Below are 12,761 nucleotides of genomic sequence, written 5' to 3'. Positions count from 1 at the left end.
TATTTTCCTAAATTTGATTTCACTATAAAAACTAAATATTAAAAATGAGTAAAATATTAGTAACTGGAGGTTTGGGTTATATTGGCTCGCACACAGTTGTAGCTTTACAAAATGCAGGTTATGAAGTTGTGATTATAGACGATTTATCGAACACAGAAATTGGTGTGTTGGATAAAATTACTTCTATTACAGGAACAAAACCAACTTATTTCGAGATTGATTTAAAAGATCAAGAAAAAGTAAACGAATTTTTCAAAACAAATAAAATAGATGGAATTATCAACTTCGCAGCGCATAAAGCAGTTGGAGAATCTGTTGAAAAACCGTTGATGTATTATCGAAATAATCTTTTAGGTTTAATTAATCTTTTGGATGCAATGAAAGATTTTGATGCTAATAATATTATTTTCAGTTCGTCTTGTACAGTTTACGGACAAGCGGATAAAATGCCTATTGATGAGCAAACTCCACTAAAAAAACCTGAATCTCCTTATGGAAAAACGAAACAAATGGGGGAAGAAATTTTAGAAGATTTCTCAGCAGCATTTGATAAAAATGTGATTTGTTTACGTTATTTCAATCCCGTAGGTGCACACCCAACAGCTAAAATTGGAGAATTACCAAAAGGAATTCCAAATAATCTAATTCCTTATGTTACACAAACTGCGGCTGGAATCAGAGAAGCATTATCAGTTTGGGGAGATGATTATCCAACGCGTGATGGAACGGCAATTCGTGATTATATCGATGTAAATGATTTGGCTGATGCACACGTAAAAGCCGTAACTCGTTTGATCGAAAATAAAAATAAAGCAAAGCTAGAATTCTTTAATCTTGGAACTGGAACAGGATCTACGGTTTTAGAAGTTGTTCACGCATTTGAGGATGCCAATGATTTGAAATTGAAATACGAAATCAAAGAGCGTCGCGCAGGAGATATTATCGAAGCTTATGCAAATAACTCTTTAGCAGAAAAAGAATTGGGTTGGAAACCTGAAACAAAATTATCAGAAAGTATGCGTACTGCCTGGGAATGGCAAAAAAGTTTAGAAAAATAAAAGATGATTCAATTACCAACAGCGGGTTTATTAGTTATTAAAAATAATAAACTGCTTTTGACATTTAGCAAAAATAAAAAAGCGTGGTATTTACCAGGTGGAAAAATTGATAAAGGTGAAAATTCTGAAACAGCTTTGGTAAGAGAAATAAAAGAAGAATTGAGTTTGGATTTAGTAAGAGAAGAGCTCAATTTTTATTGTCATATTACAGCTGAAGCATATGGAGAACAGAATCTTTTGATGGAACAAGATTGTTTTCTGTACGATTTGAACGAAGAAATAAAACCAACAAATGAAATTGAAGCTTACAACTATTTTACTTTTGAAGAATATTTACAAGAAGAAATTCAAGTAATTGGTGTAATTAAAGTTTTTGAAAAATTGACAGAAGATCATTTATTGAACTAAAATAATTTCAAAAATAGAAGGCAATCCGTAATCGAGATTGCCTTTTATTTTTTATTATTTAGTCTTTTTCAAGATGTATTTATCTGTCAAATTTCCTGTAATTTCTTTTCCTTGTTGATCCAAAACTTTCAATCTGTTTTCTTCAACTTTCAACACTAATGGACTTATATTCGAATTTAAATGTAAAACATTTCCAGAAGCATCCCATTTATAAAATCCTTCGTCTTGATAAACTGTTTCTTTTCCTAAATATTCTTGCTCAATAAAAAAGTTACCATCTTTTTTCAATTCAACAATATATTTTATTCCTTCGCAATCGGCACAAGGTAAAATTCCTTCATATTTCCCAGCCCAATCCAACGAATTCATAGAATTGTGTTCTTTTTTTACAGCTTCTGTAATTTCTTTGAAAGAATCTGTATTTTTTTGTTCTTGTTGAACACCTTTTGATTGACAAGAGAATATAATGAAAGATGCGAAAATACTCGCGAAAATAGATTTTTTCATAAATTAATTTTATGATATTTTTAACAACAAATTTGATACCAAATTACGACTATATTTTTCTAACTTTCAACTAAAATTTTATAAAATGTTTCGCTCAAAAAAAATACAAACACCTCTTGGAGAAATGCTTGCAATAAAGTCGGAAAAAGGACTTTGTATGTTAGAGTTTTTTGATGGAAAATCGACCGAAAAACAACTCAAAGAAATAGAAAACTTGGGTGATATTTTAGAAAAAGAAGATGAGGTTTTGAACCGTTTAGAAAATGAATTGAACGATTATTTTGAAGGGAATTTAAAAGTGTTTACCATTCCGCTTGATTTGATTGGAACAGATTTCCAGAAAAAAGTTTGGAACGAATTAATCAAAATTCCGTTTGGAGAAACAAGATCATACAAAGATCAATCGATAGCTGTTGGAGATTTATTAGCGATACGAGCAGTTGCAAATGCGAACGGGAAAAACAAAATTGCAATCATAGTACCTTGTCATCGTGTAATTGGTTCGGATGGTTCGTTAACTGGATATGCAGGCGGAAAGAAACGCAAACAATTTTTGTTAGAATTAGAATCGCAACAATTGAATTTATTTTAGAAAAATAAATTGTAAATTAGCCAATCAGAAAAGTAATGTATGAGTGTTGAGCTATTACCAGATGGAAGAGTAAAAAAACCTGAATGGTTGCGTGTAAAATTGCCTACAGGGAAAAAACATCGTGAATTAAGAGGTTTAGTTGATAAATATAAATTGAACACAATTTGCCAAAGTGGAAGTTGTCCTAATATGGGCGAATGTTGGGGTGAAGGAACAGCAACATTTATGATTTTGGGAAATGTGTGTACACGTTCTTGTGGTTTTTGTGGCGTAAAAACTGGTCGTCCAGATCAAGTGGATTGGGCAGAACCTGAAAAAGTAGCGCGTTCTATCAAATTAATGCAAATAAAACATGCGGTTTTAACGTCTGTTGACCGTGACGATTTAAAAGATATGGGATCTATTATTTGGGCAGAAACGATACATGCTGTTCGTAGAATTAGCCCAGGAACAACGATGGAAACTTTGATTCCAGATTTTCAAGGAATTGAAAAACACATCGATCGTATTGTAGAAGCTGCACCAGAAGTGCTTTCTCATAATATGGAAACGGTTCGTCGTTTAACACGAGAAGTTCGTATTCAGGCAAAATATGATCGTTCGTTAGAAGTTCTACGTTATGCAAAAGAAGCAGGTCAACGTCGTACAAAGACTGGAATCATGCTTGGTTTAGGTGAGTTTGAAGACGAAGTTTTTGAAACAATTCAGGAAGTTGCTGATGCAAATGTAGATGTCATTACAATTGGTCAATATTTACAACCAACGAAAAAACATTTGCCTTTGAAAGAATTTATTACGCCAGAACAATTCAAAAAATATGAAGACTTCGCTCGTGGATTAGGATTCCGTCATGTAGAATCAGGACCTTTGGTTCGTTCTTCTTATCATGCAGAGAAACATATTTTATAATCAAAATTATTTCATCATATTTTAAAGAGACACAAGTTATTGTGTCTCTTTTTTATTATATTTAAATCTTAATTAAACTACTATGAAAAAACTATTAACACTAATTATCATCATTATTATTTCAAGTTTTGCGCAAGCGCAGTTTTATGAAATTACTTACGAAACACAAGTTCAAACGCATTACAATGAAGAAGGATTAAAATGGTTTGAAGAAGCAGTTGGCGGTGATAAGCTGCAAATCAAGAAAATGATTGAGATGAATCAAAATCCACCAAAGGAAACATTTAAGTTTATTTACAATGAATCGTTAAGTAAATCGGAATATATTCGTCGTATAAATAATAATCAAGATAATGAATCTATGATTTCTAAAGTACCAATGAATATGGGAGGGATTGTTGTAAATGATTATAAATTGAATCAATTCTCATACGAAATAGACGTTTATGGTAAAAATTATTTAGTTAAAGATAATTTAATACCGATTAATATTACTGATACAGGAAAAACAAAGGATATTATTGGTTTTAAAGCTTATGAAGCTACAGGGAAATTAAACGATATAGATATAATTGTTTGGTACACAAAAGATATTCCATATTTATATACACCTGATATTTATACGACTTCAAAAGGTTTTATTTTAGAGTTACACTATAAATTAAATTTTGATAATTCGGAAATGATCAATTCTTGGTTAGCAATTGCTAAAAAAGAATCTAAAAAATCGCCTAAAATAAGTGTGCCTAAAAAAGGAATTGAGGTAAAAGCAAATCAAACTGATGCAATTTATGATGAAGCTAATAAAAAAATGAATGAATTGAGAAACAATAGCGAAGGAGTTGATAAAAAATAATTAACATGAAAAAACTATTAATACTAATCATTCTCATTTCAAGTTTTGTACAAGCACAATTTTATGAAATAGATTTTGAAGTAAAACCTCAAATTCATTTTACGGATAAAGCTTTAGAAGAGATGAAGCAATATTATCCAGATCAAAAACAAAGAGACGAAGTTTTAGAAATGTCTAAAAATATTCCTTCGATTAATTATCAATTTTCCTATAATAAAACTCAAAGTCAATCAGTGAATATTCAAAAAATAGATAATTCTCAACAAGCACAAGGAGGTTCAATGGGAATTAGTCCAGATATAGGAGAAAAACCAATTTTTGATTACAAAGAGAAAGTTTTTTACAATGAAACAGATTTGTTTGTAAAGAAAATGATCATTTATGATTCGCTGAATTATGTAAATTTTAATGACACCGGAAAAAGTAAAACTATTCTTGGAATCGAAACCAAAGAAGCAATCGGGAAATACAAAGATGTTGAAGTTATTGCTTGGTATGCGCCTTCAATTCCTTATTCGTATTCGCCAGATAAATATTATGGTACAAAAGGTTTGATTTTAGAATTGCATTATAAATACACGAAAGATGATGTAGAAGTGATGATTTCGTGGAATGCGACAAAGAAAAAAGAATTAAAAAAAGCACCAATTTTTACAATAAATAATAAGTTACAAAAGGTATCCTATTCAGAATTTATGAGAATGATTGAAGAGGATAATCAAAAACAGCGCGAATTACATAATCAAGGTGTAGATAGAAAATAAAATCATATAAATAATGAAATCAAACTTGCTTAACTTTAAGCAAGTTTTTTTATGTATGAAAATTAAAGCGACATTACTCACAATTGGTGACGAGATATTAATTGGTCAAATTGTAGATACTAATTCTGCATTTATCGCCAAACAATTGAATACGATTGGGATTGAAGTGGAAGAAATTATTTCTGTAAAAGATGAATTGCAACATATAATTGAAGGATTTCAACGTGGCATATCAAAATCAGATATTGTAATTGTAACAGGAGGTTTAGGACCGACAAAAGATGATAAAACCAAAGCAGCTTTGTGTCAATTTTTAAATTGTGAATTGGTTCAAGAACCTAAAATTTTAGAAAATATTGTTCAATTATTTGTTGCCAGAGGTTACGTAAAAGAGTTAAATAGTTTGAATCAAGATCAAGCGTTAATTCCAGAAAAGTCTATATTTATTCAGAACAAATATGGAACAGCACCATGTCTTTGGACTACAATTAATGATAAAATTATCATCAATTTACCAGGCGTTCCTTTTGAAATGAAAGGTTTGATGCGTGACGAAATTATTCCAAAATTACAAGACCAATTTCAATCAGAAATTATTGTTCATCGTGATATTTTGGTGAGTGGAATTCCTGAAAGTGATTTAGCAATTTTGTTAGAAGATTGGGAAAATAATTTGCCCGAATTTATTCATTTGGCGTATTTACCGAATCGAACTTCTATTGATTTACGATTTTCAGCGTTTGGAACAGATAAAGAATTTTTACAAAATGAAATTCAGCATCAAATCAATCAATTCAAATTAATTGCAGGAGAATTTCTAGTTTCTGAAAATTCAGGAAATGCGCAGCAAATTTTGGGTGATATTTTAAAAGAAAAAGGATTGACAATTTCGACTGCCGAAAGTTGTACTGGAGGAAATATAGCAAGTTTGATCACGTCTGTTTCGGGAAGTTCTACTTATTATTTTGGAACAATTGTTTCGTACAACACTTCTGTAAAAGTAAATTTGCTAAATGTGAATCAATCTGATATTGATGAATTTACAGTAGTTTCGGAACAGATTGCTGAACAAATGGCAAAAGGTGTTCGAAATCAATTAAAAACGGATATTAGTATTTCTACAACTGGTGTCGCTGGTCCAAACAAAGGCGAAGATGGAAAAGAAGTTGGAACGGTTTGGATTTCTGTTACAAATGGTCATTCAACATTGAATAAAAAATATTTTTATCCCTATTTAGATCGAGAAGAATTCATTAAAATTGTTTCCAATAATGCGCTGAATTTAGCAATTCAGTTTGTGAGAGAGGAGTGTTAAAATAATGACTCTTGGGCAAACCAGAGTGATATGAAAAGATTATAAATAGAAATCAGAGTGATAGTGTATTTTTTAATGTCATATAATTTAGTGAAAAAATTTAAATATTTCCAAAAATATATTTAGTCTATTAAATTAATAGAGTTTATATTTGTCGCAAATTTTGTGTCAAATGTTAAAAAAGATTGCGAGCAATACATTATTTCGATTGCTTTTGGGTGTGATTGCCGGTTTGGTTTTAGGAAATTATCTGAACGAAAATACAATTCAAGTTGTTTTATCCTTAAAATATTTTACAGGGCAATTAATTTTCTTTTTGGTTCCGTTAATTGTGATTGGTTTTATCGTTTCTTCAATTACGAAATTAAGCGAAGGCTCTGCTAAAATAGTAGGTTTTTCATTATTAATTGCATATTTATCTTCAATAGGAGCGGGGTTATTTTCGATGATTGCAGGTTATCAAATCATTCCAAATTTATCTATTCCAACTTCAGTGGATTCGTTGCGAGAAGTTCCAAAAATTTTATTTCAATTAGATATTCCGCCAATTTTTTCGGTGATGACAGCGTTGGTTATTTCGTTGATGCTAGGAATGGGAATTTTGATTACAAAAGCGAAGGAATTAGAAAAGATTTTTGATCAATTCAAAGATATTGTAATTCTTTTGGTAAATAAAGTTTTGATTCCGATTTTACCTTTTTTCATTGCTGCAAATTTTGCAATTTTGAGTTATGAAGGTTCTATTGAAAAACAATTACCAGTTTTCTTGAAAGTAATTTTAATCGTTATTATTGGTCATTTTATTTGGATGACATTAATGTATACAATCGCAGGATTTTATCATAAAACAAATCCATTCAAACTACTAAAACATTATCCTCCTGTCTATTTAACGGCTGTTGGAACAATGTCATCTGCTGCATCTTTGGGTATTGCTGTGAAAGCAGTTGACGATAGTAAAGTAATTAAACCAACGATTGCTAATTTTACGATTCCATTTTTCTCGAATACACATTTATGTGGTTCGGTTTTGACAGAAGTTTTCTTTGTGATGACGGTTTCGCAAGTATTGTATGGTCATATTCCTGATTTAGGAACAATGGTAACTTTTGTTTTGCTTTTAGGCGTTTTTGCAGTTGGTGCACCAGGAGTTCCAGGTGGAACAGTTGTCGCTTCGTTAGGATTAATTTCAAATGTTTTAGGATTTGATGAAGCTGGAGTAGCTCTAATCTTGACTATTTTCGCATTGCAGGATAGTTTTGGAACGGCGTGTAATATTACAACTGATGGCGCATTGAGCATGATTGTAGATAAATATGCTGATGAGAAATAATTTTAACTCAACTATGAAAAATATAAAAAAAATCACTTCATTTCGAAGTGATTTTTTTTTGCTTTATTTTCTTCTTCCTCGATGAGGATTCTTTGGTTTCGTATCTTTTTTGGGTTTAAAACCTGTATTATTTTTCTTGAAATTATTATTGTTACTATTTGCGTCAGGTAATTTATAAAACTCTTTTGGTGTTTTAATCACCGTCACATAATTACCAATCAATTTCTCAATATTTGCCAAATCACCTCTTTCGTCAGCAGCACATAAAGAAATTGCTTTTCCTTCGCGTCCCGCACGACCAGTACGTCCGATTCGGTGTACATATGTTTCAGGAACATTCGGTAATTCGTAATTGATCACATAAGGTAATTGATCAATATCGATTCCACGAGCAGCAATATCAGTGGCAATTAATACTTTTAATTTTTCTTCTTTGAAATCATTTAAAGCACGTTGTCTTGCATTTTGAGATTTATCACCATGAATTGCCGCAGCAGGGATTCCTGCTTTTTCCAAGTGTCTTACCAAACGATTTGCGCCGTGTTTTGTACGTGTAAAAATCAAGGTACGATCTTCTGGATGCTCGTTTAAAATGCTAACCAAAAGTTTTACTTTCATGTCTTTGTCTACATGATAAACAAATTGCTCAACTGTTTCGGCAGTCGAAGAAACAGGTGCCACGCTGACTTCTTTTGGACGACGAAGAACTGAATGAGAAAATTTTCGAATGTTTTTTGGCATCGTTGCCGAGAAGAAAAGTGATTGTCTTTCTTTTGGAATGATTTCTAAAATCTTTTTGATTTCATGAACAAATCCCATATCCAACATACGATCGGCTTCATCTAAAACAAAAATCTCTATTTGATTAATTTTTAAATGTCCTTGTCCAATCAAATCCAACAAACGACCAGGCGTTGCAATTAAAATATCAACACCATTTTTGATGGCTCCAATTTGTGGATTTTGATTAACACCTCCAAAAATCGCTAAATGTTTTAATGGTAAATTTTTACCATATAATTTAAAACTTTCGTTGATTTGAATGGCTAATTCACGTGTTGGCGTTAAAATTAATGTTCTAATTTTTCTTCCTTTACTCGGAGAATTTGTTAAGTTTTGTAGAATAGGAATTGCGAAAGATGCTGTTTTTCCTGTTCCTGTTTGTGCACAACCAATAATATCATTTCCTTCTAAAACTAAAGGAATAGATTGCTCTTGAATTTCGGTTGGTTCTGTATATCCAGCCTCATCAATTGCTTTTAAAATTGGTTCAATTATATTTAATTCTGAAAAATTCATTGATTAAAATCGTGTAAGTTTTTATATAGAAATAGATAAGCACTTCCGTAGAAGTGCTTTATAATTAAAAATAAATCTATTCCATTTCTTTTGCGTTGCGATCAATTTTTTCCTCAGGTTCTGTTGCATGAACAGAGTTTGCCGAATAATTTCTCCAACGTTCTAAAATATCTATCATATCAGCAGGCATCGGGGATTCGAAATACATACGTTCTCCTGTTGTAGGATGATCAAATCCTAATGTGCGTGCGTGTAAAGCTTGGCGAGGACAAGCAGCGAAACAATTGTCAACAAACTGTTTGTATTTGTTGAATGTTGTTCCTTTCAAAATGCGATCTCCACCATAACGAGCATCATTGAATAATGGATGACCCAAATGTTTGAAATGCGCACGAATTTGATGTGTACGACCAGTTTCTAATTTACATTCGACCAATGTAACATAAGAAAAATTCTCCATTACTTTATAATGTGTCACAGCATGTTTACCTTGATCTCCATCAGGAAAAACTGCCATTTGCATACGATCTTTTAAGTGTCGACCAATATGTCCTGTAATTGTTCCTTCTTGTTCTGCCAAAACTCCCCAAACCAAAGCATTGTATAAACGGTCTGTTGTGTGAGCTGCAAATTGTTCTGCTAAACTTGTCATCGCAACTTCTGTCTTCGCAATAACCAAAAGTCCGCTTGTGTCTTTATCGATACGGTGTACCAAACCAGGACGTTCCATCTGATCTGACATTGATGGTAAATTATCAAAATGAAACTTTAAGGCATTTACCAAAGTTCCTGTATAATTTCCATGTCCAGGGTGTACAACCATTCCAGGTTCTTTATCAATTACGACAACTTGATCATCTTCGTAAATAATTTTGATTGGAATATCTTCTGCTATAACTTCATTCTCGCGTGGAGGAGTTTCTAACATAATCTGAATAAAATCTCCAGGCTTTACTTTGTAATTCGATTTTACAGATTCATTGTTCACTAAAATGTTTCCGTTATCGGCTGCTTGTTGAATTTTATTTCTTGTTGCGTTCTCAATTCTAATCATTAAGAACTTATCTATACGCAATAACGATTGACCTTTGTCAACCGTTATTGAAAAATGCTCGTATAATTTATTGTCGTTTTCCTCTTGTAAGAAATCTTCTAAATCTTCTGTCATTTATTCTCTTTCTATTCTATAATAATCTCTTCTGGAGCTTTAGGCGCTTCTGTAGGCTTTTGTTGCTCTGTAGGCTGATTATTTTGTTGTTGCTGTTGTTGCATATCTTTGATCTGCTGTTCAGCTTTTTGTGTTATAATATCTCTATATTGAGAACCGCTAATTGTATCTTCGCCAAAGTTTTTGTACTGAACATCCAATTCTTTTAACTGCGTTCTAATTTTATCGCGAGGTTCTGTTGATAACCAAATATCAATTGGTTGACCTTGATCGTAAGTATCCGTAGCAAATGGGAATTGATAAACAACTCTTGCGTTGATTGTATCATGAGAAGCTCCAATAAATTTGATTTGACCAATCTCGAAGAAATTATCTTTGATTGATTTTTTAGCTTCTGTCAATGTTAAATTAACCAAATTAGGCATTCTAACACCAGATAACATTCCGCGTCCTAATACCAAATCAACTGTCGCAAAACGAGGTAATTGTTCTCCTGCTTTTACAATTTTTCCGTTGTATAATATTTTAAGAACTGCATCTTTTGCTAAATCTGGTTCGTAAATTATTTTTCCAATTTTAAGACCAGAAATTTCTAATTGTGTAAAGGCTAAACGTTTTGATTTTCCAACTAAATCTGGTAATTCAACTGGACGATATGTTTTCGGATTTGACTTAATAAAGATACGACGACCTTCTTTTACACGCGATTCTGCTGCAGGATAAAAATCCATAATAGCAAAAGGTTTCGTATTTGGATCAAAACGAGAACTATCTACTTCGTATGTCAAACCAAGTTCTTCTAACTTAGCTGTAGCATCAGTAATATTCATTTTAGATAAATCCGGAACTTCAACAAATTCATTGTGATTTGTATACGAATCTAACCAAATGTTAAAAATAAAATGGTAAAGCCCAAATGATAGCGCTATTACAATAGCTACATTCAGCAAAACTTGAATGATTGATTTTACTCCTTTCATTGAAATGATAAATTGTCGCACAAATATAGTTTAAAAATAATATTTATGATTGATGTCAAAGTTCTATATTTGAATAAATTTTAAATTAAACATGTTAAGAGTAGCAGTTGTAGCAGGTGGATATACGGATGAAAGCGTGATTTCGTTGAAAAGTTGCGAGTTAATTTACTCAAGTCTAAATCCAGAAAAGTACGACAGAACAAGGGTTCGAATCTTAAAAGAAGGTTGGTTTGCCGAAATTGAAGGCGAAAAATATCCAATCAATAAAGGTGATTTTTCATTTGAAAAAAATGGAGAAAAAATTACGTTTGATGTCGTTTTTAATACAATTCATGGTACGCCAGGCGAAGATGGTTATTTGCAAGCGTATTTTGAAATGATTGGTTTACCATACAATGGATGCCCTTTTTATCAATCTGCCTTAACATTTAATAAAAAAGATTGTATCGCAGTATTGAGTAAATATGGAATTCCACACGCGAAATCAATTTATCTTAATCAAGGAGATCAATATTCTGCAAAAGAAATTATCGATCAAGTTGGTTTACCTTGTTTCGTGAAACCAAATCGTTCAGGATCTAGTTTAGGAATTTCGAAAGTTCATAAAGAAGATGAATTTGAAGCTGCAATGCAAAAAGCTTTTCTTGAAGATAAAGAAGTTTTGATCGAATCTTTCTTAGATGGAACTGAGATATCGGTCGGAGTTTTAAATTACAAAGGAGAAACAATGGTGTTGGGAATTACAGAAATTGTTTCGCACACAGAATTTTTTGATTATGATGCAAAATATAATGGTTTGTCTGACGAAATTACACCAGCTCGTTTAACACCAGAAGTTGAAGCAAGAGTAAGAGAAATTGCGGCTAAAGCATATAAATGTATTAATATGTCTGGTTTTTCGCGTTCAGAATATATTATTGTAAACGGAGAGCCGCATTTTATTGAAATGAATACGTTGCCAGGTTTTTCTCCTGCAAGTATTTTTCCTCAGCAAGCTGCTCATGCAGGAATTGCTTTGGAAGATTTGATGGATAGTGAAATAGAATTTGCTTTAAATAGACCTTCAGCATGGATAGAATAGCCGTTTTTCCTGGATCTTTTGATCCAATTACTTTAGGGCATTTAGATATTATAGAGCGTGCAGTTCCTTTATTTGACAAGATTATTGTTGCTATCGGTACAAATTCATCAAAGAATTATATGTTCTCTTTGGAGCAAAGAATTAAGTTTATTGAAGATTCGGTTGCGAAATTCGAAAATGTAGAAGTAATGGCTTACAAAGGTCTGACTGTCGATTTTTGTGATGAAGTAAATGCACAATTTATTTTACGAGGACTTCGTAATCCAGCCGATTTCGAATTTGAGAAAGCGATTGCGCACACAAACCGAGCAATTACCAATCATAATATCGAAACAATCTTTTTATTAACATCTTCTGGTAAAGCTTACATCAGTTCAAGTATTGTTCGCGATGTTATGCGAAACGGAGGGAAGTATGAGATATTAGTTCCAGATGTTGTGAGGATTTAGAATAACGTTATATAATATTATACCCGTAGTGCATTTAGGTAA

14 protein-coding genes are annotated in these 12,761 nt (G+C 32.0%); 10 read left to right on the top strand and 4 right to left on the bottom strand.

The features are described from left to right. Window positions 1-44: 44 nt before the first annotated feature. Together galE and B3I31_RS08070 are read left to right on the top strand one after the other, a co-directional pair. A complete protein-coding gene (gene galE / locus B3I31_RS08075) occupies window positions 45-1,058 on the top strand; it encodes a UDP-glucose 4-epimerase GalE (RefSeq protein WP_291060545.1) in 1,014 nt (337 codons plus the stop codon). A gap of 3 nt (window positions 1,059-1,061) precedes the next feature. Then, window positions 1,062-1,466, top strand: a complete 405-nt coding sequence (locus B3I31_RS08070; RefSeq protein WP_291060543.1) for an NUDIX hydrolase — start codon at window positions 1,062-1,064, stop codon at window positions 1,464-1,466. Between the two features lie 54 nt (window positions 1,467-1,520). Here B3I31_RS08070 and B3I31_RS08065 read toward each other — a convergent pair whose 3' ends face one another. Further along, window positions 1,521-1,973: a copper resistance protein NlpE gene (locus tag B3I31_RS08065; protein ID WP_291060541.1), complete on the bottom strand. Its 453-nt coding sequence runs from the start codon at window positions 1,971-1,973 to the stop codon at window positions 1,521-1,523. Between the two features lie 85 nt (window positions 1,974-2,058). Here B3I31_RS08065 and B3I31_RS08060 point away from each other — a divergent pair, with 85 nt between their 5' ends. From B3I31_RS08060 to B3I31_RS08035, 6 genes are all read left to right on the top strand, one after another. Next, a complete protein-coding gene (locus B3I31_RS08060; RefSeq protein WP_291060539.1) occupies window positions 2,059-2,565 on the top strand; it encodes a methylated-DNA--[protein]-cysteine S-methyltransferase in 507 nt (168 codons plus the stop codon). A 39-nt stretch (window positions 2,566-2,604) separates the two neighbouring features. After that, complete coding sequence (lipA, locus tag B3I31_RS08055) at window positions 2,605-3,474, top strand: lipoyl synthase (RefSeq protein ID WP_180905058.1); 870 nt, start codon at window positions 2,605-2,607, stop codon at window positions 3,472-3,474. Window positions 3,475-3,556: 82 nt separating this feature from the next. Then, a complete protein-coding gene (locus B3I31_RS08050; protein ID WP_291060537.1) occupies window positions 3,557-4,330 on the top strand; it encodes a GLPGLI family protein in 774 nt (257 codons plus the stop codon). A 5-nt stretch (window positions 4,331-4,335) separates the two neighbouring features. Beyond that, entirely contained in the window at window positions 4,336-5,094 is a 759-nt protein-coding gene (locus B3I31_RS08045) for a GLPGLI family protein (protein WP_280049095.1), read from the top strand. A gap of 55 nt (window positions 5,095-5,149) precedes the next feature. Then, entirely contained in the window at window positions 5,150-6,409 is a 1,260-nt protein-coding gene (locus tag B3I31_RS08040; protein ID WP_291060533.1) for a CinA family nicotinamide mononucleotide deamidase-related protein, read from the top strand. A 172-nt stretch (window positions 6,410-6,581) separates the two neighbouring features. Then, window positions 6,582-7,742 (top strand): dicarboxylate/amino acid:cation symporter, encoded by a 1,161-nt coding sequence (locus tag B3I31_RS08035; protein WP_286494715.1) that lies wholly within the window; start codon window positions 6,582-6,584, stop codon window positions 7,740-7,742. A 63-nt stretch (window positions 7,743-7,805) separates the two neighbouring features. On the opposite strand, the gene B3I31_RS08030 is transcribed toward B3I31_RS08035, so the two are convergent. The 3 genes from B3I31_RS08030 to B3I31_RS08020 form a co-directional block, all read right to left on the bottom strand. Continuing rightward, complete coding sequence (locus B3I31_RS08030; protein ID WP_286494714.1) at window positions 7,806-9,041, bottom strand: DEAD/DEAH box helicase; 1,236 nt, start codon at window positions 9,039-9,041, stop codon at window positions 7,806-7,808. A gap of 76 nt (window positions 9,042-9,117) precedes the next feature. Further along, window positions 9,118-10,209 (bottom strand): RluA family pseudouridine synthase, encoded by a 1,092-nt coding sequence (locus tag B3I31_RS08025; RefSeq protein WP_115001543.1) that lies wholly within the window; start codon window positions 10,207-10,209, stop codon window positions 9,118-9,120. Window positions 10,210-10,220: 11 nt separating this feature from the next. Further along, on the bottom strand, window positions 10,221-11,189 hold the full coding sequence (locus tag B3I31_RS08020) for a PASTA domain-containing protein (protein ID WP_286494713.1): 969 nt from the start codon (window positions 11,187-11,189) through the stop codon (window positions 10,221-10,223). Window positions 11,190-11,280: 91 nt separating this feature from the next. Here B3I31_RS08020 and B3I31_RS08015 point away from each other — a divergent pair, with 91 nt between their 5' ends. Together B3I31_RS08015 and coaD are read left to right on the top strand one after the other, a co-directional pair. Beyond that, window positions 11,281-12,270, top strand: a complete 990-nt coding sequence (locus tag B3I31_RS08015; protein ID WP_115001541.1) for a D-alanine--D-alanine ligase — start codon at window positions 11,281-11,283, stop codon at window positions 12,268-12,270. After that, complete coding sequence (gene coaD, locus B3I31_RS08010) at window positions 12,258-12,719, top strand: pantetheine-phosphate adenylyltransferase (protein ID WP_115001540.1); 462 nt, start codon at window positions 12,258-12,260, stop codon at window positions 12,717-12,719. The genes B3I31_RS08015 and coaD overlap by 13 nt, the downstream gene beginning before the upstream one ends. The last annotated feature ends 42 nt before the right edge of the window (window positions 12,720-12,761 follow it).

Origin of the sequence: Empedobacter sp. UBA3475 (assembly GCF_002378465.1) — a bacterium.
Taxonomy (GTDB): domain Bacteria; phylum Bacteroidota; class Bacteroidia; order Flavobacteriales; family Weeksellaceae; genus Empedobacter; species Empedobacter falsenii_B.
Note: the sequence above shows the minus strand (reverse complement) of the source record. Positions and strands in the feature narration are given on the sequence as shown.

Excerpts from the sequence above, each read along its gene's own strand:
- galE (WP_291060545.1), top strand. The coding sequence starts at position 45 with ATGAGTAAAATATTAGTAACTGGAGGTTTGGGTTATATTGGCTCGCAC.
- B3I31_RS08070 (WP_291060543.1), top strand. The coding sequence starts at position 1,062 with ATGATTCAATTACCAACAGCGGGTTTATTAGTTATTAAAAATAATAAA.
- B3I31_RS08065 (WP_291060541.1), bottom strand. The coding sequence starts at position 1,973 with ATGAAAAAATCTATTTTCGCGAGTATTTTCGCATCTTTCATTATATTC.
- B3I31_RS08060 (WP_291060539.1), top strand. The coding sequence starts at position 2,059 with ATGTTTCGCTCAAAAAAAATACAAACACCTCTTGGAGAAATGCTTGCA.
- lipA (WP_180905058.1), top strand. The coding sequence starts at position 2,605 with ATGAGTGTTGAGCTATTACCAGATGGAAGAGTAAAAAAACCTGAATGG.
- B3I31_RS08050 (WP_291060537.1), top strand. The coding sequence starts at position 3,557 with ATGAAAAAACTATTAACACTAATTATCATCATTATTATTTCAAGTTTT.
- B3I31_RS08045 (WP_280049095.1), top strand. The coding sequence starts at position 4,336 with ATGAAAAAACTATTAATACTAATCATTCTCATTTCAAGTTTTGTACAA.
- B3I31_RS08040 (WP_291060533.1), top strand. The coding sequence starts at position 5,150 with ATGAAAATTAAAGCGACATTACTCACAATTGGTGACGAGATATTAATT.
- B3I31_RS08035 (WP_286494715.1), top strand. The coding sequence starts at position 6,582 with ATGTTAAAAAAGATTGCGAGCAATACATTATTTCGATTGCTTTTGGGT.
- B3I31_RS08030 (WP_286494714.1), bottom strand. The coding sequence starts at position 9,041 with ATGAATTTTTCAGAATTAAATATAATTGAACCAATTTTAAAAGCAATT.
- B3I31_RS08025 (WP_115001543.1), bottom strand. The coding sequence starts at position 10,209 with ATGACAGAAGATTTAGAAGATTTCTTACAAGAGGAAAACGACAATAAA.
- B3I31_RS08020 (WP_286494713.1), bottom strand. The coding sequence starts at position 11,189 with ATGAAAGGAGTAAAATCAATCATTCAAGTTTTGCTGAATGTAGCTATT.
- B3I31_RS08015 (WP_115001541.1), top strand. The coding sequence starts at position 11,281 with ATGTTAAGAGTAGCAGTTGTAGCAGGTGGATATACGGATGAAAGCGTG.
- coaD (WP_115001540.1), top strand. The coding sequence starts at position 12,258 with ATGGATAGAATAGCCGTTTTTCCTGGATCTTTTGATCCAATTACTTTA.